Origin of the sequence: Mobilibacterium timonense, from assembly GCF_900155555.1 — a bacterium.
Lineage (GTDB): Bacteria > Bacillota > Clostridia > Peptostreptococcales > Anaerovoracaceae > Allobaileyella > Allobaileyella timonense.
On record NZ_FUHN01000006.1, the window covers coordinates 141,510 to 161,332 of the forward strand.

Sequence of the window (19,823 nt, forward strand, 5' to 3'; positions counted from 1 at the left end):
GGAGCCGGATAACGACATTGATGAGACCTTCACCGCAGCGTTTTGCGGGAAATATTCGATGATACGATAGAGTTTGACTGTGAGGCCAGACCCTGCTGAGAAAGCGGGATCTGGTTCTTTTTGTGTTTTACTATTGACAATTTTATAACATTTAATATAATGAACTTAAGTTTAGACCACGGTCTAACTGAGCCGCCGGACATCCATGAGCAGGACGGGTGCCGGGGCCGGAAGATCCCGCAGATTCAAAGGAGACTGGAATGCATTACATCACCAACATCCAGAAGTTCTCCATACACGATGGAGACGGAATAAGGACCACCGTTTTCTTCAAGGGCTGCAAGCTCCGCTGCCAGTGGTGCCACAATCCGGAGACCCAGAATTTCAAGCCGGAGATCCAGTACGACAGTGACAAGTGCACGGGCTGCGGCCGATGTGTCAATGCCTGCCCGAATGGAGCCCTTTCATTCTCACAGGCGGCTCCGGGGGAAGCTCCCACTGTGGTGACGGACCAGTCAAAGTGTCAGCTCTGCGGCCGGTGCGTAGACGTCTGTCCACAGTGCGCAAGGGACATCATCGGAAAAGAATATTCGGTGCCATCCCTTGTAAAAGAGATAATGAAGGATCGTATGTTCTACGAGGATTCAGGAGGGGGAGTGACTCTTTCCGGGGGAGAGGTCATGGCGATGGACAGGGACTATCTTGTCAGACTCTGCCAGGCTCTTCACCGCCAGGGTATCGACATAACGATAGACACCTGCGGAGAGGCCCCGTGGGAGACTTACGAGGCCATCATCCCGTATGTACACACCTGGCTCTACGACATCAAGACGCTCGATGATGGACTGCACCGGAAATACATAGGAGCTGGCAACCAGCTCATTCTGGACAATCTTAAGAAGCTCGCCGCAGCCGGTGAGAGGATCTACATCCGGATCCCGGTGGTGAAGGAAGTGAATGGAACAGAGGAGAGTATGAGAGACGTCATACGGTTCCTGGGAGAAAATCACATCGCCCCTCCTCAGATAAACCTGCTGCCCTACCACGACACGGGCAAATCAAAATACCCGCGTCTCGGGCGCGAATACGAAGCCGAAAATCTGCACGCTCCGGACAATGAGGAGATGCAGTCATTTGTAAAAATGTTCAACGAAGCCGGATACGGCAATGTTAAAATCGGAGGTTAACATGGCAGAGGAAAGAGGAATGAACCAGAGGATCAAGAACCTGCGCAAGATCAGCACCGAGACTCAGCCGAGCGTGGATCTTGAGAGAGCGAAGATCGAGACGGACTTTTACAAGGAAAACGAAGGAAAGTATTCCGTCCCTGTGATGAGGGCGATGTTCTTCAAGAAGTACATGGAGGAAAAGACCCTGTACCTTGGGGACGACGAGCTGATCGTTGGAGAGAAGGGATCGAGGCCACAGGCGTGTCCGACATTTCCTGAGATCTGCACCCACACAGTAGAGGACATGGAGATCATGAACGCCAGAGATCTGGTTTCCTTCTCCGTAACCCTTGAAGACATCGAGCTGGAGAGAGAAGAAATCATACCTTTCTGGAAGGGCAAGTCCACCAGAGAACATCTGCTGGAGAGGATGACACCGGAGTGGAAAGAGTGCTACGCCGAGGGTATCTGGACCGAGTTCATGGAGCAGAGAGGACCTGGCCACACATGCGGTGGCAAGAACGTCTTCATCAAGGGCTTTGAGGATTACAAGAAGGAGATCCAGGAGGCTCTCGACGCTCTTGATTTCCTCAACGATCCTGAGGCATACGAAAAGGCAGAAGAGCTGAAGGCCATGGCCATCGACTGCGACGCCATCTGCATACTGGGCGAGAGATACAGGAAGCTGGCCCTCGAGAAGGCTGCGGAGGAAAAGAATCCGCAGAGGAAAAAAGAACTCGAGCAGATCGCGGAGAACTGCGCAGTAGTTCCTGCACACAAGCCACAGACCTACTGGCAGGCGCTGCAGCACTACTGGTTCGTACACCTGGGCGTGACGACAGAGCTGAACCCTTGGGACGCTTTTTCACCGGGAAGACTGGACCAGCACCTCTACCCTTACTATGAGGCCGACACTGAGGCGGGACTGCTGGATGACTATCACGCACTGGAGCTCCTGGAGTGCCTGTGGGTGAAGTTCTACAACCAGCCTGCACCTGTCAAGGTAGGCGTCACCCTGAAGGAGAGCGGAACGTACACAGACTTTGCCAATATCAACACTGGTGGTATCAAGGAGGACGGCTCTGACGGAGTCAACGCCGTGAGCTACCTGATCCTGGACTGCATGGACGAGCTGAAGCTGGTACAGCCGAACTCGAACGTCCAGATCTCAAAGAAGACTCCGACGAGATTCCTCAAGAGGGCGCTGGAGATCTCCAGAAAGGGATGGGGCCAGCCTGCATTCTACAACACAGACGAGATCGTACAGGAGCTCCTGAACGCAGGAAAGAGCCTGCTGGACGCAAGGCAGGGCGGTTCCTCCGGATGTGTTGAGACCGGTTCCTGGGGCAACGAGGCGTACATCCTGACGGGATACATGAACATCCCTAAGATCCTCCAGATGACTCTTTACGATGGATTCGATACGTATTCAGGAAAGCAGCTGGGACTGCACCTCGGAAACGCCGAGGACTTCAAGTCATATGATGAGCTGTTCGACGCCTTCAGCAAGCAGCTTAACTACTTCGTAGACCTGAAGGTGAGAGGAAACAACGTAATTGAAAACATCTTTGCAAAGGAGATGCCTGCTCCGTTCCTGAGCATCGTCACCAACGACTGCATAAGCAAGGGCAAGGACTACAACGCCGGCGGAGCGAGATACAACACGAGGTACATCCAGGGCGTGGGCATCGGAACTGTCACCGACATGATGACGGCCATCAAGTACAACGTTTTCGAGAAAAAGAAGTTCACGATGGCCGAGCTGAAGAAGGCGATGGAAGACAATTTCCAGGGCCACGAGGACATCTTCAGCATGGTACACGACAAGACGCCTAAATACGGAAACGACGACGACTACGCCGATGACGTGATGCAGAGCATCTTCACCCTTTACAGAGACACCATCACTGATCGTCCGACCGTTTGCGGAGGAAAATACAGGGTAGACATGCTGCCTACTACCTGCCACGTTTACTTCGGAGACGTGCTTCTGGCCACACCTAACGGGCGCCTGGCACACGTTCCGGTATCCGAGGGCATCTCTCCGGAAAAGTCCGCCGATGTGAACGGACCTACGGCGGTCATCAAGTCCTGTGCAAAGATGGATCACATCTCCACAGGAGGGACTCTGCTGAACCAGAAGTTCACCCCATCCGTCGTAAAGGGCGAGAAGGGACTGGACAACATGGCATCACTGGTTCGTTCCTACTTCGCCATGGACGGACACCACATCCAGTTCAACGTCATCGACAAGCAGACCCTGCTGGAGGCTCAGAAGCACCCTGAGGACTACAAGGACCTGATCGTCCGCGTGGCCGGATACTCAGACTACTTCAGGAACCTTGACAAGGCCCTGCAGGACGAGATCATCAACAGGACAGAACAGTCCTTTGATTGATACCCTTTTCTACAAAACCAGAGGGAGCCGGATTGAAACCGGCTCCTTTTGGTGGTATAATGATACCGAAGTTTAGACCACGGTCTAATACATAGCGTATCGGATATCTTAATTCATTTCAGATGATCGAAAACAAGGAGAGTAGCAATGAAGCTAGGATTTATCGGCTGCGGTGTAATGGCGAACGCCATGATGGGCGGTATCATCAAGAACGGACTTTACAAGCCTGAGGACATCTGGGGAGCAGATCCTTTTCAGGGCAGCAGGGATAAGACGAAGGCTGCCAACGGCATCAACGTCACAGACAGCAACGTCGAGGTAGTTGAGAACTGTGAGACAGTTTTTCTGACAGTGAAGCCTCAGTATTACGAGAGCGTCATCGCCAGCATCAGGGACGCCATCAGAGAGGATCAGCTGATCATCAGCATCGGAGCCGGAAGAACACTGGATTACATTGCTGAGCAGTTCGGAGACAAGAAGGTCAAGGTGGTCAGGGTCATGCCTAACACACCTGCACAGGTCGGAGCCGGAATGGCTGCTGCATGCCCTAACCAGTACGTAACAGAGGATGAGATGGCAAGGGCTCTGGAGATCCTGAGGGCATTCGGAAAAGCAGAACAGGTACCTGAGAACCTCTTCGACGTCGTTACGGGCGTCAGCGGATCCGGTCCTGCATATGTGTTCATGTTCATCGAGGCCATGGCAGATGCCGGCGTTGTGGGCGGAATGCAGAGAGCGATGGCCTACGAGTTTGCCGCTCAGACGGTGTATGGAGCAGCCAAGATGGTCATGGAGACAGGGAAGCACCCTGGCGAGCTGAAGGACATGGTAAGCTCACCTGCGGGGACCACCATTGCAGCGGTGAGAGAGCTGGAGCTCAACGGTTTCAGAAGCGCTGTGATCGAGGGCGTGAACGCAGCCACGGACAAGTCCATCGAGATGCAGAGCGCAAAATAACCGCGCATGACAGACGCAAACAAGTTCATACCACATAATTACCTGCGGAAAAGGCGCCGGAGGCGGAGCATTCCTAGCTTCGTCCCGGCGCCTTTTCCTGTTTTCATCCGTGTGATGTTCTGTTATTTCTGCCAGATCACTGCTGCATTGCTCAGTCACTGCAGGCGGTCTGGTCTTTGCCTCTGTTTTTTGCAATGTACATGGCATTGTCGGCCTTGTTGATCATCTTCTGCAGGTCTTCGGTGGCGGTGGTGTACCCGATCGAAGCGGAAATGCTTATTTCTGTTCCGTCCTCCAGTGTGACCCGGGTGCTCCGTATTTCGTCCAGGAGGGCCGACACCACGGATGGTATGTCTTCGCCTCCGTCATTTACGTCATTTCCGTCGTTTCCGCCGTTTACGAGTCCCACGAATTCATCTCCTCCATATCGATAGAATGAGATAGACCACTTGAGCCCGAAGTTCAGGAGTGCTGTTCCCAGGGCCTGCAGACACTTGTCACCTGCAGCATGACCGTATCTGTCGTTGGTGACCTTGAAATTGTCGAGGTCCAGCAGGATGGCCGCGGTCACGGGAGGAGCGCTCCCGTTTTCTATATCGGTCATGACGTCGTACAGGCTGAGGCGGCTGTAGAGACCCGTGAGAAAATCATATCGCCTGTCGTGATCTGCCTTTGAATACATCGACATAGCCATCTCCACCTGACGCTGGAGCTGTTCTTTCTCCTGGCGGATGTGAAGACGATCTATCTCCAGCTCCTCGATGTGCTTTTTCTCCTGTGATATATCCACACCGTACAAGATGCTCTCCAGGTGGCCGTTCGAAGGGTTTTCGATCAGCCTTGTGGTTATCCTGGACCAGCGGATGGACAGGTCGTCGTAATAGGATAATGTCTCCAGTATTATCTGGCGTTTGCCCTCGGACCACGTATCGAGCTGTGCCTGGCGGCAGAAGGTCTGGAAAAAGCTTTCCTGTCCGTCGGCAGATGGCACGAAGGACGCGATCTGATGGATGAGTGCGTCCACGTTCTCCAGATCCTGCATCTTCCTTGCGTTCTCCGCATGTCCACCGGAGCTCAGCCACCTGTCTGCGGTTAGGTCCATGTGGAAGACTCCCTGGCCTTCAGGGATGGTCTCCAGGATATCTCTGATCTGGCTGGCGTAGCGCCGCTGGTCGTTCATGAGGCCGGTAACATCCCTGCCGTATTCCATGAAGACCTTTTTACCGTTCCATTCCGCATAGCGGGCCTTGAGCCGGAAGACGTGCTCTCCGTCGTCTGTCTCTATCTCCTTTTCCTTCGCATCCCCCATCTTCCTCATAGGACAGTGGCCGCACGGCGCGCACAGCCCGAGCATGTACTGATAGCATTTCTCGCCCTGATAAGGCTTATCCGGATGTCCGGAGATATCAAGGGTCATCTGGTTGGCGTAGACCATGGTGTAGTCTTCGGGATGACATACCTGGATGAACTGGCCTGAGTGATCTATCAGATCGATGAGATTGCCGATATCCACGTTCTTTTCGATATGTTCTGACGGAATGCATTCCTCCCTGGAAATGCTATTCTGGTGAGACGACAGAAAACGGATGAAGTTTTCTTCGCTCATCGGCATGGAATAGTAATACCCCTGCACGAAGTCGCAGTGGTTTTTCTTTAAAAAGTCGCTCTGCTCCCTTGTCTCAACGCCTTCAGCAACTGTGGCGAGGCCTGTCCTGTGACACATGGTGATCATGGATGAGATCACGGAGCGTGTGGTCGGCTGTGTCTCTATCTTCTGAATAAATGACTTGTCGATCTTGACTACGTCCAGTGGATAGTTGCCGATCATCCCAAGTGCAGAATAGCCCGTTCCGAAATCGTCCAGCAGTATCCTCGATCCGTTCTTTCTGAATTGAGAAAGATAGTAGGAACAGTTCTCCCTCAGGACAGCGAGAGAAGTTTCAGTCACCTCATAGTTCACCGAACCCTGCGGGAGTCCGCTTTCTCTTCCATACAGAAAAATGTCATGCATCAGCGCATCGTTGTAGAAATCCTGTCTTGACAGGTTCATGGAGACCGGTATCAGATCCAGCCCCTGTTCAATTCTGGAATTCTGGAACCTGTAGACCTCTTTCAGCACATATTGATCCAGCTGTGTTACGAAGCCGTGCTTTTCAAGAGCCGGGATGAAGTCGCCCGGAGACACGATGCCCAGGGACGGGTGATCCCAGCGGATGAGCGCTTCGGCCGAGCAGATCTGCCCGGTATCACAGCGGAATACCGGCTGGTAGTATACCTGCATTTCACCGTTTTTCAGGCTGGACTGGAAAGAAGAGAGTATCTCAGCGCGGTTAACGTATTCGCTTCGCATTGCTGAATCAAATACCCCGATGCTGCTGTGCTCGCTTCTGTCTGCCGCCTCTTTTGCCAGGATGGCCCAGTCCACCATCCTGGAGACGGAATATTTTTCGGATCCCGCGTTGTATATTCCGCAGCGCAGGTGGACGTGAATATGCTGTGTCCCGTTCTCCCAGGTGAGGTCGAGGAGATCTGCCAGATCATTGCCTGCGAGAGAGCTCTTACGCACGAGGAAGATGAACCAGTCTGATTCTATGCGCGCCGAGACCACCGGATTCATCCAGCTGTCCTTCAGAGTCCTGAAAACGTTCTGCAGCACCAGATCTCCGTTCTGGATGCCGAATACGTCGTTGATGGCTTTGAAGTTGCGGATGTCGAACATGACCACGGCGTATTGCTGCTGATCTTCCCTCTGGAAAACGTGCTGTGTCTCCCGTATGAAACCCTTCCTTGAGTACTCTCCCGTGAGGGCGTCGAAGTATTCGTGCTCCAGGAGCCTGTCCAGCTCATCCTGGGACTCGGGCAGCTTGGATGATATGGTGGCCCGTTCGCCCACGGTGCTCATCACCAGGGCGTGACCTACACTGCCGTCTTCCAGCACCATCTCCACCGCGTCCACCGTTTCATGGATCCCTCTGATTGGGTCCAGATACGTACGAGGCCCATTTACGTGGTTGGCAACGGGGCATGGCGGGCATGGCTCGTCCAGGCCCATGAGACACTTATAGCATTTCTTTCCTTTTTTCAGCTGCGGATACAGCTCCAGTACCGTCTGATTGCAGCTTACTACGTTGTAATCGCTATCGATCACATATACTCCAGATGACTTCTCGTTCATATGACAGATCCATTCTGATCAAACTCTGTTGATATCTGACGGTTAATTGTAATATGAAGTTGAACACTAAAACTAAATAAAAGAAGATCCACAGGACCTATCTTTGGTAGAATTAAGTCACCACACAAAATCACCAAAGGAGATCACCATGGATCGTGACAATTCTACCACACCTGAAAGAGAAAGAGGACAGCATCTCGGATTCGAAGACAGATGCAGCATCAAGACCTGCAAGAAGTTGGGGATGTCTCTACGCAAAACTGCCGAAGTTGTAAACTGTTCTGCATCCACTGTACTCAATGAGTTGCGCCGCGGTACAGGAAAGCGCAAAGGCAATCGTGGGAGGTTCCCTGAGTATTCAGCTAAAAGGGGGCAGGCAAATTATGAAACTAACCGGACCCGCTGTCACAAGCCGCACAAACTAGAAGAAGAAAATCCTTTTATCGATTGGATGGTCAAGCAGGTGCGAGAAAAGCACTGGTCATTGGATTGCTGTGTAGGGTACGCCAGACGTAAGAAGCTGTTTCCAAGCGAGTATATCGTCTGCACAAAGACGCTATACCGTGAGCTGTGGGCCGGTAATCTGCCTCTCTCACCATTCGACTTGCCTGAAGTTCTCTCCCGCAAGTCGAAGAAGGCCCATACTCGCAAGAACAAGAAGGTCCTCGGCAAGAGCATAGATGATCGTCCAGAGGAAGCATCCATGCGCATCGTGTGCGGTCATTGGGAAATAGACACAGTAGTGGGCAAACGAGCTGGCAAGGAATCAGTGGTTCTCACTCTGGTTGAAAAAGTCACTGATTTCTATCTGGCTATAAAGATTCCCGGCAAAGACTCTGACTCGGTAATGGCTGCAATGGAGACCCTTAGAGAAGAATATGGTGACACACATTTTTCAGAGATCTTCAAGACCATCACCGCAGATAACGGACCTGAATTTGAAAGGCTCTCTGAACTAAAGTATTGGGGTGTAGGCGTCTACTTTGCTCATCCGTACTCATCCTGGGAAAGAGGTCAGAACGAGCGACACAACCGTCTCTTTCGCAGATACATTCCGAAAGGAGTGTCCATCGACAAATATTCTGCAGATCAAATACTGAGTTTTGCCGATGAGATGAACGCTTTGCCGCGAAAACGTCTTGGATACTTTACACCAGAAGAGCTCTTCGACGAATTTCTCGATCAAGTGTATTCAGTTGTCAAAGTTCAAAGTGCTTAATTTTACGCTAGTGTTCAAGTTGGAATTGCAATTTATAGTTGATATCTGACGCCAGTTATTGTTAATATAATTTCAGTAGTATATCATTCAAAGGTAATAAAAACGCTCTGATACGTCTCATACACCGTGTTTGGCGGCCGGTTCTGTGTTTCTTAAAAAAAGCGAGCGGGCCCGCCGGGGGCGGCGGACGGCGCCTAAGGACGGCATATCCCGCAGGGCTTGTATCCCTCCGCTTCCAGCTGGGACGGTGACTCGCGGGATATCTTTTTGTTGTGCTCCGCCATCTTCTTCACACCGCTGCAGTCCGGTCTGTGGAATACGCCGGAGCTGGTGTTGATGATGTAATATTCTTCAGTATCTGATGTCCCTCTGCTGTCAGCGCCCGCTGAAGCGGTGTCCGAACTCCCGGATCCCGCACTGCCTGAGGATCCGGAGCCGGAAGAGCCCGACTCTCCGGACGTCTTTTCCCAGGCCCCCTGAAGATCACCGGTCTTCGTGAACTCCCGTGCATATGCCTCGTTGGTCAGTGTCATGTCTCCGGTGCTGTAGTTTATGGAAAATCCCGGCTGCACGTTGTAGATGTAGACGTTGAACTCCAGCTGCCCCTGGTCCTCAATGGAGCAGCACTCCATGTGGATGCCCCGGCACACCAGGTCGCTGCCGCGGAAATCCGGGGTGACGCGGTAGAGGATGTGGGAGCCTTCGTTGTTTTCAAGGTATTCCAGTGCTTTCGTCTCGTAGGGGATCATTTCCGTATTGCAGGTCCGGGTGGCCGTGACGAGGTCTCGCGGTGCGAAGGTGGAGCTGCCGTCGATGCCGGTGAGGGAATAGGCGATGAGGTGTGCTCTGTTATAGAAGCTGCCTCCAGGCACCAGCCCCTGAAAGTCGGTGCTGTGCCAGCCCGTCGGGTGTATGCTGCTGATGGAGCCGCGGTCCTTTTCCGGCAGCTCTGATGCCTCGAGGATGACCTCTGCGCCGGTGGCCCTGCCCAGGCTGTCCAGCTCGTTGTACTGGACGTAGGACCGGGTCTTCGACCTTTCCTCTGAAGTGAAGTCGGTCTTCCCGTCGTTTATGGTCACCACCATGGGCTGTCCGTCCTGGTAGTCCGGGATCTCGTCCATAGAGGTGGCGGAGCTGGTGGCTCCAGTGGCTCCGGTGGCGTTGTCCACGGTCTTTTCTGTTACCGAGCCGCAGCCGCCGCCTGCCGCTGCCACAAAAGCTGCCATACAAAGTATGGCAGCCCTTCTGAAGAATTTCCTTATTCTTGCGTTGCTTTCCAAAATAAACTCTTTCTGTTCTTTCCTTTTATTCCTGTGCTTCCTTGCACTTTGCAGTTCCGCTTGATCGGGATCGTGCTGTTTATGCCGCGTCCCCTACTTCGCCATGTGGTAGATCCTGACGAAGTCCTCCTCGTAGAGGACCTTGGCCGCTCCGATCTTGCCGCCCACGGCCTTGCTGCAGTTTGCCGCGAGAGTCCTTATGTCCTCGTCGGACGGGTTAAGTCCAAGCTCGCTCATGGAGACAGGCATGCCCAGCTCCCTGAAAAAGTCTTCCATCTTTTCTATTCCCTTCAGGGCTATATCGTGATCGTTGCCCTGGTCGGGAACATCCATAACGTCGGTGGCGAACTTCCTGAATCTCCACAGGCAGTCGTCCATCACGTATCTCGCCCAGCTGCCCCAGAGAGCCGCCAGACCTGCTCCGTGGGCCACGTCGTACATGCCGCTGAGTTCGTGCTCCAGCCTGTGGGTGGCGAAATCGAAGCCCCCGTTGCCGCAGCCCGTGAGTCCGTTGTGGGAGAGGCTGCCCGCCCACATCACCTCTGCCCTGGAATCGTAATTCTCCGGGTCATCGAGCAGGATGCGGGCGTGCTTCATGACGGTCTTTATCAGGCCTTTGGCGATCTCGTCTGTGAGGTCCATATTACCCTTTGAGGTGAAGTATCTCTCCAGGGTGTGCATGATGATGTCGGTGCAGCCGCACTTCGTCTGATAAGGTGGAAGTGTCGTGGTGAGCTGAGGATCGAGAATGGAAAAAACAGGGCGTCCCAGGTCGTTGCTGTAGCCTCTCTTGATGCCTCCTTCATCTTTGGTGATCACTGAGGAGTTGCTCATTTCGCTGCCGGTGGCCGCCAGGGTCAGGATGTCGCAAACGGGGAGGATCTCTTTGGCCTGGGCTTTACGGTCGTAAAAATCCCACACGTCCCCGTCATATGGCACTCCGTAGCCGATGGCCTTTGAGGAGTCCAGTACGCTGCCGCCGCCGACTGCGAGGATGTGGTCCACCTTTTCCCGGCGGGCAAGTTCGATCCCCTCGTACACCAGAGAGAGGCGCGGGTTCGGTACTACTCCTCCAAGCTCCACATAGGAGATCCCGGATGCGTCCAGGCTGGCCTTCACCCTGTCCAGCAGACCGGAGCGCACCACGCTGCCGCCGCCGTAGTGGATCAGGACTTTTTTTGCACCACGGCTCTTCAGCTCGTCGCCGACCAGGTCCTCCTTGTCTCTTCCGAAGATGACTTTCGTAGGAGTGTAGTAAACAAAATCATTCATTTTTCCCGTTCTCCTTTCTATGAACGCCACCACTATATGTTGTGGTGGGGCATATTCAAGCAGTCCACGGTTTTTTGCCGAATGCAAGGGGCAAAGAGCACATACCGTGGTCTAAATAAAAACATTTCACTTAAGCAATGTCATGTTACCATAGATGGCGTTGACGGTGTAGTCCGGGTATGTCCTGAAATGTTTTTCCTGTGGCCGGCCGATTGACACATACACATCATGTAGCATATAATCACCATGCTGACACACGACATATTGTGTCCCAATATCACAAATCACACAATATAGATATATATGCAAATTGCTTGCAGACGAAGAATCAAACGAAACAGAAAGCGAGATCGGAGGAGTCTTTCATGAAGGTAATTAAAAGAAACGGAGCCGAGGTCGAGTTCGACATCGACAAGATCGTGACCGCCATTACGAAGGCCAACAATGCTGTTCCAGAGGCAATACGGATGACAAAGGTCCAGATCCAGAGGATATCCGACAGCGTTGCCGTGTCCTGCGATACCCTGGGAAGGGCACCTTCCGTTGAAGAGATACAGGATATGGTAGAGCGCCAGATCATGCAGCACGGCGCCTACGAGGTGGCTAAGGCATACATCACGTACCGCTACACCAGGACCCTGGTGCGCCAGTCCAACACAACGGATGACAAGATCCTGACTCTCATAGACAGAAACAACGAGGAGGTAAAGCAGGAGAACTCCAACAAGAACCCTGTGATCAACTCCACACAGAGGGATTACATGGCGGGAGAGGTGAGCAAGGACCTGTCCAGCAGGATCCTTCTGCCACAAGATATAGTGGAGGCCCACAGCGAGGCCATCATCCACTTCCACGACATGGACTACTATGCACAGAGGGAGCACAACTGCGATCTGATCAACCTGGAGGACATGCTCCAGAACGGGACCGTCATCAGCGAGACCAAGATCGAGAAGCCGCACAGCTTCTACACCGCATGCAACATCACCACCCAGATCATCGCTCAGGTGGCCAGCAACCAGTACGGCGGTCAGTCGTTCTCCCTTGCTCACCTGGCACCATTCATCGACATCAGCAGGCAGAAGCTGAGGAGACAGGTGATCGAGGACAGGATAGCCTGCGGAGAGCCTCTTGACGACGAGATCATCGACAAGATCACGGAGCATCACCTCAAGAACGAGATCAGCTCCGGCATACAGACCATCCAGTATCAGCTCATCACACTCATGACATGCAACGGCCAGGCACCGTTCGTGACCATGTTCATGTACCTGGACGAGGCACCTGAGGGGAGGACCAGAGACGATCTGGCTCTCGCCATCGAGGAGGTGCTGAAGCAGAGGATACAGGGCGTGAAGAACGAGAAGGGCGTGTGGATCACACCTGCCTTCCCTAAGCTGATCTACGCGCTGGACGAGGATAACATCCACGAGGATTCCAAGTATTACTATCTCACGAAGCTGGCTGCTGAGTGCACGGCCAAGAGGATGGTGCCTGACTACATCTCCGTGAAGACCATGAAGCAGCTGAAGGGCGGGGACGTGTACACCTGCATGGGCTGCAGATCGTTCCTGACGCCCGACAGATTCACGGATGCCGGTGTCGGCAACATCGCCAACGCAGGAAACTACAAGGAAGGACAGCACAGGTACTACGGAAGGTTCAACCAGGGCGTCGTGACCATCAACCTGGTGGACGTGGCCTGCTCTTCCAACGGCAACATGGAAAAGTTCTGGAAGCTCCTGGACGAGAGGCTCGAGCTGTGCCACAAGGCCCTCAGGCTGAGACACGAGAGACTGCTCGGAACGCCGTCTGATGTCGCGCCTATCCTGTGGCAGCACGGGGCGATCGCAAGGCTGAAGAAGGGCGAACCGATCGACAAGCTCCTCTACGGCGGGTATTCCACGCTCTCTCTGGGATACGCCGGAGTCTGCGAGATGTGCTGGAGAATGACCGGCAAGTCCAACACCACCGAGGAGGGAAGAGAGTTTTCTCTTAAGGTCATGCAGCGCCTGAACGACAAGTGCGCAGAGTGGAAGGCCGCGGAGAACATCGACTATTCCGTATACGGAACTCCTATGGAGTCCACTACGTACAAGTTCGCCAAGGCCCTGAGGAAACGCTTCGGAGTGATCCCTCACGTGACCGACAAGAACTACATCACCAACAGCTATCACGTGCACGTGGAGGAGAATATCGATGCGTTCTCCAAGCTGAAGTTCGAGTCCGACTTCCAGAAGCTGAGCCCGGGCGGAGCCATCAGCTATGTTGAGGTGCCGAACATGCAGAACAACATCCCTGCCGTGCTGGATGTGATGAAGTACATCTACGACAACATCATGTACGCCGAGCTCAATACCAAGAGCGATTACTGCCAGGCCTGCGGCTATGACGGAGAGATCAAGATCGTGGAGGACAAGGACGGCAAGCTGATCTGGGAATGCCCTAACTGCGGCAACAGGGATCAGAACCGCATGTCCGTTGCCAGAAGGACCTGCGGGTACATAGGTACTCAGTTCTGGAACCAGGGCAGGACCCAGGAGATCAAGGACAGGGTGCTCCACCTGTAGAACGGGGAAGAGAATGTATTACGGAGAGATAAAGAACTGCGATATTGCCAATGGAACAGGAGTGCGCATAACGCTTTTCGTTTCCGGATGCACCAACCGATGCGAAGGCTGCTTCCAGCCACAGACCTGGGACTTTAAGTACGGACAGCCATTTACAGAGGAAACTGAGGAGAAGATACTGAAAATGATGGAACCGGAATACATCGACGGCCTCACTCTCCTGGGGGGAGAGCCGTTCGAGCCGGAAAACCAGGAGGCCCTCCTTCCTTTTCTAAAGAGGATCCGCGAGAAATTCCCCGACAGGACACACAAGTCCGTCTGGGCGTTCACCGGCTTCACCCTGGACATGCTCCTCACAGAGGGCAGCCACCCGAGGTGCCGGTATACCGACGAGATGCTTTCCCTGATAGACGTGCTGGTCGACGGTCCGTTCGTACAGGCGCAAAAAGATATATCGCTTCAGTTCAGAGGCTCCAGAAACCAGCGCATCATCGACTTGAACCGCACGAGGGCAGAGGGTAAAATCACCTTGTGGAACGATGGTATCGTAAACGGGAGGTAAGATATGGGCTTTGGAAAAGATAGAAAAGACCGCAACATCCTGCTTGGGATAGCGGGTGCCGGCCTTGCTCTTGGGATCGCTCTGCTGGTAGCTGCCGGCAAGATAGGCGGCGGATCAGAGGACGACGATGACCAGGACGGAGAGCTGAGGGAACTGCTGAGGACATCCGACGGTGAAGATGATCCGGATGAGGATCTGGACGATTGATCGGACGACGCTCCGGAAGGCGTGCCTGGGAGGCGGAAAACGGTATTGATGGAAGGCTGTCACACGAAAAGTGTGGCGGCTTTTTTCATGGACCAGGGGAGATCGTCATTCCTCGGACGAGGGAATCGGCAGATGTGGGCTGCCTGCTTTTACAAAAAAATAATTGCGCACAATTGTACAGCGAAACGTACAAGGGTAGAAAATAAAAATTGTGATATCATTACAAAAATAATCAAGAAATAATTGTTGATGTTTATATATCAGAACAAGTAATATGCCGGATAAGCAAATCTGTCTTCCGTTAATCTTTTAACTGATGTAGACTCTAGTCGATGAAAAGAACACAACATTCCCGATCAAGGGGGAGGAAGTAGAGATGGCTAAGAAGATTATCTGCGTTGCTGTATTTGTTGCTACAATAGGTGCGTTTCTGGTAGATGTAGCCAGCGGAAGAAACTTTTTCCCGGCTGAACTGATCGGAGGCGCTGCTATAGTCGCGGTCCTGGGGATGGCTTCCAGATTCCAGGGCGAGACTAAGTAGCCGATTTAAACATAGCCCAACCCATATAACCTATACCACGGAATCCCTGAGACTTGGTCTTGGGGCTTTCTTTTTTTTGATCCTGCTGTTTCGAGGGCGCGTCGCCTGTCTGGTGGCACGGTCGACTCGTTTTGGTCTCATACGCCTGTTGTTGCAGAAAATATACACAGTTTTTGTGACCCGATGTGGAACGCTTACGATGTAGCCCGCGCAGGACTTCCAGCCCGGAAGTCCCCGCGTTTGAAGTTTTTACATAGTTAAATTTCAACAAATCCGGTTCCCCGATATGGTATAATCAATGACGAATTACGTTGGAACAGCAGGGACTTGCTGCATGGAACAGGTATGGATCAGGAACAGATACGCATTATACGTGCCGTCCGTCGGTTTCAGAACCGGGACACAGATGCCTACAATGAAATATACATGCATACGGTGAGGCGTCTTTCTGTCTATGCCCGGGCCCTGGCAGGATCTCTGACGGGTGGCTCTTCCGGCGCCGCGGAACCCGGCGAAAAGGGCAGCCGGGTCAGGCGTCAGGAAGAGGAGGCGGCTCAGAAGAGAGCCCAGAAGGACGCGGAGGATCTCCTGGCCGACACCATCAGGGAAATCACGGACGACCTGGGCAACCTGCGGTCACCAGATGCATACGACACGTGGAGCCTTGGAGTGCTGAGGCGCCACGCCCGCCAGCGCCAGCTCCAGTTCATCAGAGCCCAGGGCCAGAGCACCAGCCCTGCCGGGGAGAAGGGCGTCACCACCGACACCATAAGCGCCACTTTTGCCATGGGCCTCGACGAGGCGATCAACGGCGCTTTCCTGGAAAACAGGTCCACCAACGTGAACGCCATATCAAGCCTTCCTCGCCGTGAGACCGTGTTCGACGATCCGGGCTGGGCCTATGACGGCAACATCGGTGCCGGGATCTGGAGCATCAACCAGGCTGTCCTCGGGGCATTGGAAAAAATGGAGATTCCTTCGGTGATCGCCACCGTGGCGGCCTACGGAGAGGGACTTTCTGTGGAACAGATCGCAGCGGCCCTCGACCAGACCATCGGTGACACCAAACGAATGATGGTGGCTGACCGTCGCCAGATATCCGGGGCGCTTGAGGGCTTCGGGAAGATGGGTCTTGAGGGCGCCGGGACGCCGGCGCAGTTCACAGGCGCGGCGATAAGATCGCTTTCACAGGATGGAAAAACTCTCTTGCCTGAGGGCGGAGAGCAGCGCATATACAAGCAGGTGGTGAGGGCCGCGGGGCTCAGGGGGCTCGTGAATCCGTACACCGGGAAAAAAGGGCTTTTCGGCCGCCGGAAAAAAGAGACGGAGACGTATCCTGAGGCGAACCCGCTTTTCGCAGGTGACATCGCTGCGGAAAAGCCTCCGACAGCACCTCAGGTCGTTGCGGATGCCAGCGACGAGGGGAGCTCAGAACCGGAGATAGCAGTGGAGCGCGAGACACAGGAAGAGCATCCGGCGGTACAGGATGCCGGATCCGTAACTGAGGCCGAACAGACATCTGAGCCATCGGTTACATCCGCAGCTGACAAGACAGATGCGGATTCTGGAGACAAGACAGAGACGCCTGCTGCACATGTGGAAAATACTTCAGCCCAGGCGGAGGCCGGTCCAGCGACGGAAGACATGATATCGACACCTGCGGACGAGATATCAACGCAGGAGATAACGGGATCCACGCCGGAGTCAGGCTTAACTTCGACTGCTATCAGGGGAGAGGTGCCGACGGGCGAGATAGGACATGACGGACAGAGCAAAGAGGAGATCGCAGAAGAGACCTCCGTGAAGAATTCCGGAAGGGGATCCGGAATGACCACAGGGAAGAAGCTCGCAGTGCTCATCGTCTTCCTGCTCATAGCCGCTATCGCCGCCGCGGCGTACTACTATTTTTACCGGTACATACCGGCAGAAGACCGGGCACAGCAGAGGGCCGTGCAGCAGACCGCCGGCGCCGTCATGCAGGATGCGGTGACGAAGGTGGGATCCCAGCTCGACGCGGGAGAGGACTTCCTCGGCAAGACCGCAGACGCGCAGATCGTGCTGGCCTGGAAGAACGCTTTGAAGGGCGGCATCAAGGACCAGGACGCCCAGTACTATCTGGCCGACATCAACGGGGACGGTGTGCCGGAGATGCTGAGCACAAGCGAGTCCAGCGCCGTTCTCTACACGGTTTACAAGGCAAAGCTCTACTCTCTGAAGCAGTCGCCTGGGATCATCGGCTACATCCAGGGAGCGAATACCGTTTGCTTCTCCTACCAGGACGGAGATAAGGCGGGAGATAACATCTACAAGATAGTCAACGGGCAGTTCCAGAGGACGGCCTACGGACAGTACGAGCTTCGGTTCTGGTCCAGCTTCCTCGAGGATACCGGTTGGTACAGCTGGAACGGCCAGGAAGTGGACGCCACAGAATACGCCAAGAGCAAGAAGGCGGCCTTCAACGAAAACAGCGCCGTATATCTCTACGGCGGCAAGTCCACCTCATACGACTACAACTCCATCGGGAGCGCCATCGACAAGTATTGATGGCATAGAAAAGGGTAATTGGCGATCACAAACACAATAGATGGGAGAACCGGAGGATCGGGGTGCCGAGGCCGTTTTTTTTCCCGTCGTCTAAGCGAGAAGAAGAATGCTCAATTACAGTTCATATAAAATGATCTGCCTGCTCGGGGTCATGGGGGCTCTGTCCATTCTGTGGAGGGTCAACTGGAACATGGGTTCTGAGCGGCAGGTGAAACTTTTCAGAAGGGTGCTGATCCTCTATATAGTATACACGGGCTCAAATTTCCTGTGGGCCATGGGGGAGAGCAGGACCATTCCGTTTTGCATACCGGCGAACTACGTTCTGAACTGCCTGATCTTTATTTCGATCAGCGTAATGATGTACTGCTGGTTCGCCTACTGCGTGACTACCATACACCGGAATGATGACTACAGCATGAGGCTCAGGATCGCGTCCATGATACCGATGTTCATATCCATATTCATGAGCATCGCCAGCATGTGGACACATCATATGTTCTATATTACGAGTTACAACTATTACCTGGAAGGCAGACTGTATGGCGTAAAGATGTTGCTGGACTATTTCTACGTAGTCGTGGCAACGATATATGCTTTGTGGTCTGCGTACAGGGCGGAAAATCACAGACAGCGTATGATCTGCCTGAACATGGCCTGGTTCATATTCGTTCCGATAGGGACCGTGTTCCTGAACTACCTGGTCCCGGAGGAACCGGCGCTGGAATGCGTGGCATTTTTCTCCATCCTCTGGATATTCCTGAACATGCAGGACATGAGGGTGTACAACGACGCCCTGACGGGTATGAACAACAGGCGGAGGCTGGACGAATACATCGGAGACAGGATAGAGACCATACCGAAGCTCGGCCCTTTTTACGTCTTTCTAGTGGACATCAATGATTTCAAGCAGATCAACGATACAAGGGGGCACGCTTCCGGAGACCGGGCGCTTGTGATGGTCTCGCAGGCCATGAAAAAGTCCTCCGGACAGTGGGGCGGTTTCGCTGCCAGGTTTGGCGGCGACGAGTTCGTGCTGATCTGCGATGCCCGGAAGGGTGATCCGCAGGCCATCATAAGTTCCACCAGGAAAGATCTCGACGAGATCCTCAGGGGAGATCCCGAGGTCGCCGAATGGGGCATGACCATCAGCGTGGGTTACACAGAGGTGACATCACCTGACGAAGACGGAAGGCATATACTGACCCGCGCCGACCGTATGCTCTACGAGGAAAAGAACGCTTTCCACGGCGGGAGAATGCGGCAGGAATAAGAAGAAAAACGGGGGTGTCGCGTTATTGCGGCATCCCCGTAGCAGCGACAGATACTTACCGGTATCTGTCGTATTTTTTTGTCATGCAGCCGGCCTCTTCCGCGGCCTTCAGCGCGTAATCCGAATCGTCGTGCACCATGGTCTCTTCCGGCTTTGCACCCATGTGCCTGCACACCCTACGGAATATGTCCGGGGAGTCCTTTCTCATCCCCAGGCCCTCCGAGGTGAAGATCTCGTCTATGTGGTCGAGCACACCCAGACGACCCATGGCCGCGGCCACCTGGTGAGCAGTGCTGTTGGACAGAATCACCATGAAGCACTTGTCCTTCTCAGCTTCCTCTATTGCCTCCATGGCGTCGGGAAAAAGCTTCAGCTCCTCCTCGTACTGGTGATCCAGGTAGGACATCATCCCCCGGGAGACATCTTCCGGGGATCCGAGGTCCCACCTCTCCGCCAGGTACTGGCACACCTCTGGAAAGGTCATGGGATCCAGTATCCCCGCCAGCCCCTCCGGAGAGGCGAATCCGCGTGATCTCAGGTAGTCGGAGGAGATGTTGTCCCACATCCTCATGGAATCCAGGAGGGTTCCGTCCATATCGAATATGTGGAGCCTGACAGGCTTCTTGCTGATCTCAGTCATATGTCCCCTTCTGCTCTTG

At 53.8% G+C, this 19,823-nt stretch carries 14 protein-coding genes; 10 read left to right on the top strand and 4 right to left on the bottom strand.

From position 1 onward, the window contains the following. Positions 1-260: 260 nt before the first annotated feature. The 3 genes from BQ7382_RS01615 to proC all read left to right on the top strand — a co-directional run bounded on the left by BQ7382_RS01615 (position 261) and on the right by proC (position 4,524). Positions 261-1,187 carry a trans-4-hydroxy-L-proline dehydratase activase gene (locus tag BQ7382_RS01615; RefSeq protein WP_077390399.1) on the top strand — a complete coding sequence of 309 codons (927 nt, stop codon included), beginning with the start codon at positions 261-263 and terminating at the stop codon, positions 1,185-1,187. Position 1,188: 1 nt separating this feature from the next. Then, positions 1,189-3,567 (top strand): trans-4-hydroxy-L-proline dehydratase, encoded by a 2,379-nt coding sequence (gene hypD / locus BQ7382_RS01620; RefSeq protein WP_077390400.1) that lies wholly within the window; start codon positions 1,189-1,191, stop codon positions 3,565-3,567. Between the two features lie 147 nt (positions 3,568-3,714). Further along, positions 3,715-4,524, top strand: a complete 810-nt coding sequence (gene proC / locus BQ7382_RS01625) for a pyrroline-5-carboxylate reductase (protein ID WP_077390401.1) — start codon at positions 3,715-3,717, stop codon at positions 4,522-4,524. A gap of 151 nt (positions 4,525-4,675) precedes the next feature. Here the strand turns inward: proC and BQ7382_RS01630 are convergent, their stop codons facing one another. Continuing rightward, positions 4,676-7,699 (bottom strand): EAL domain-containing protein, encoded by a 3,024-nt coding sequence (locus BQ7382_RS01630; RefSeq protein ID WP_077390402.1) that lies wholly within the window; start codon positions 7,697-7,699, stop codon positions 4,676-4,678. Between the two features lie 148 nt (positions 7,700-7,847). Between BQ7382_RS01630 and BQ7382_RS01635 the strand changes: the two genes are divergently transcribed. After that, positions 7,848-8,918: an IS30 family transposase gene (locus tag BQ7382_RS01635; RefSeq protein WP_077389887.1), complete on the top strand. Its 1,071-nt coding sequence runs from the start codon at positions 7,848-7,850 to the stop codon at positions 8,916-8,918. Between the two features lie 194 nt (positions 8,919-9,112). On the opposite strand, the gene BQ7382_RS01640 is transcribed toward BQ7382_RS01635, so the two are convergent. Next, positions 9,113-10,144 (bottom strand): DNA/RNA non-specific endonuclease, encoded by a 1,032-nt coding sequence (locus BQ7382_RS01640; RefSeq protein ID WP_144082056.1) that lies wholly within the window; start codon positions 10,142-10,144, stop codon positions 9,113-9,115. A gap of 147 nt (positions 10,145-10,291) precedes the next feature. Further along, positions 10,292-11,470: an iron-containing alcohol dehydrogenase gene (locus BQ7382_RS01645; protein ID WP_077390404.1), complete on the bottom strand. Its 1,179-nt coding sequence runs from the start codon at positions 11,468-11,470 to the stop codon at positions 10,292-10,294. 365 nt (positions 11,471-11,835) lie between these two features. On the opposite strand from BQ7382_RS01645, the gene nrdD reads away from it, so the two are divergent. The 6 genes from nrdD (at position 11,836) to BQ7382_RS01675 (ending at position 19,164) form a co-directional block, all read left to right on the top strand. After that, the gene (gene nrdD, locus BQ7382_RS01650; protein ID WP_077390405.1) at positions 11,836-14,040 is read left to right on the top strand and encodes an anaerobic ribonucleoside-triphosphate reductase; all 2,205 of its coding nucleotides are present in this window, start codon (positions 11,836-11,838) and stop codon (positions 14,038-14,040) included. A 13-nt stretch (positions 14,041-14,053) separates the two neighbouring features. Next, a complete protein-coding gene (nrdG, locus tag BQ7382_RS01655) occupies positions 14,054-14,602 on the top strand; it encodes an anaerobic ribonucleoside-triphosphate reductase activating protein (protein WP_077390406.1) in 549 nt (182 codons plus the stop codon). A gap of 3 nt (positions 14,603-14,605) precedes the next feature. Next, on the top strand, positions 14,606-14,809 hold the full coding sequence (locus BQ7382_RS01660) for a hypothetical protein (RefSeq protein WP_077390407.1): 204 nt from the start codon (positions 14,606-14,608) through the stop codon (positions 14,807-14,809). 376 nt (positions 14,810-15,185) lie between these two features. Continuing rightward, positions 15,186-15,350, top strand: a complete 165-nt coding sequence (locus BQ7382_RS09520) for a hypothetical protein (RefSeq protein WP_159437194.1) — start codon at positions 15,186-15,188, stop codon at positions 15,348-15,350. Positions 15,351-15,695: 345 nt separating this feature from the next. After that, positions 15,696-17,894, top strand: coding sequence for a prolipoprotein diacylglyceryl transferase (locus BQ7382_RS01670; RefSeq protein ID WP_077390409.1), 2,199 nt, complete (start codon positions 15,696-15,698; stop codon positions 17,892-17,894). 106 nt (positions 17,895-18,000) lie between these two features. Further along, positions 18,001-19,164 carry a GGDEF domain-containing protein gene (locus BQ7382_RS01675; RefSeq protein ID WP_077390410.1) on the top strand — a complete coding sequence of 388 codons (1,164 nt, stop codon included), beginning with the start codon at positions 18,001-18,003 and terminating at the stop codon, positions 19,162-19,164. Between the two features lie 55 nt (positions 19,165-19,219). Here the strand turns inward: BQ7382_RS01675 and BQ7382_RS01680 are convergent, their stop codons facing one another. Continuing rightward, a complete protein-coding gene (locus BQ7382_RS01680) occupies positions 19,220-19,804 on the bottom strand; it encodes an HAD family hydrolase (RefSeq protein ID WP_077390411.1) in 585 nt (194 codons plus the stop codon). Positions 19,805-19,823: the final 19 nt, after the last annotated feature.

Bases quoted from the DNA above. Each gene is read 5' to 3' on its own strand.
- BQ7382_RS01680 (WP_077390411.1), bottom strand. From the start codon at position 19,804: ATGACTGAGATCAGCAAGAAGCCTGTCAGGCTCCACATATTCGATATG.
- nrdD (WP_077390405.1), top strand. From the start codon at position 11,836: ATGAAGGTAATTAAAAGAAACGGAGCCGAGGTCGAGTTCGACATCGAC.
- BQ7382_RS01635 (WP_077389887.1), top strand. From the start codon at position 7,848: ATGGATCGTGACAATTCTACCACACCTGAAAGAGAAAGAGGACAGCAT.
- BQ7382_RS09520 (WP_159437194.1), top strand. From the start codon at position 15,186: ATGGCTAAGAAGATTATCTGCGTTGCTGTATTTGTTGCTACAATAGGT.
- BQ7382_RS01645 (WP_077390404.1), bottom strand. From the start codon at position 11,470: ATGAATGATTTTGTTTACTACACTCCTACGAAAGTCATCTTCGGAAGA.
- hypD (WP_077390400.1), top strand. From the start codon at position 1,189: ATGGCAGAGGAAAGAGGAATGAACCAGAGGATCAAGAACCTGCGCAAG.
- proC (WP_077390401.1), top strand. From the start codon at position 3,715: ATGAAGCTAGGATTTATCGGCTGCGGTGTAATGGCGAACGCCATGATG.
- BQ7382_RS01615 (WP_077390399.1), top strand. From the start codon at position 261: ATGCATTACATCACCAACATCCAGAAGTTCTCCATACACGATGGAGAC.
- BQ7382_RS01670 (WP_077390409.1), top strand. From the start codon at position 15,696: ATGGATCAGGAACAGATACGCATTATACGTGCCGTCCGTCGGTTTCAG.
- nrdG (WP_077390406.1), top strand. From the start codon at position 14,054: ATGTATTACGGAGAGATAAAGAACTGCGATATTGCCAATGGAACAGGA.
- BQ7382_RS01640 (WP_144082056.1), bottom strand. From the start codon at position 10,144: ATGGCAGCTTTTGTGGCAGCGGCAGGCGGCGGCTGCGGCTCGGTAACA.
- BQ7382_RS01660 (WP_077390407.1), top strand. From the start codon at position 14,606: ATGGGCTTTGGAAAAGATAGAAAAGACCGCAACATCCTGCTTGGGATA.
- BQ7382_RS01630 (WP_077390402.1), bottom strand. From the start codon at position 7,699: ATGAACGAGAAGTCATCTGGAGTATATGTGATCGATAGCGATTACAAC.
- BQ7382_RS01675 (WP_077390410.1), top strand. From the start codon at position 18,001: ATGCTCAATTACAGTTCATATAAAATGATCTGCCTGCTCGGGGTCATG.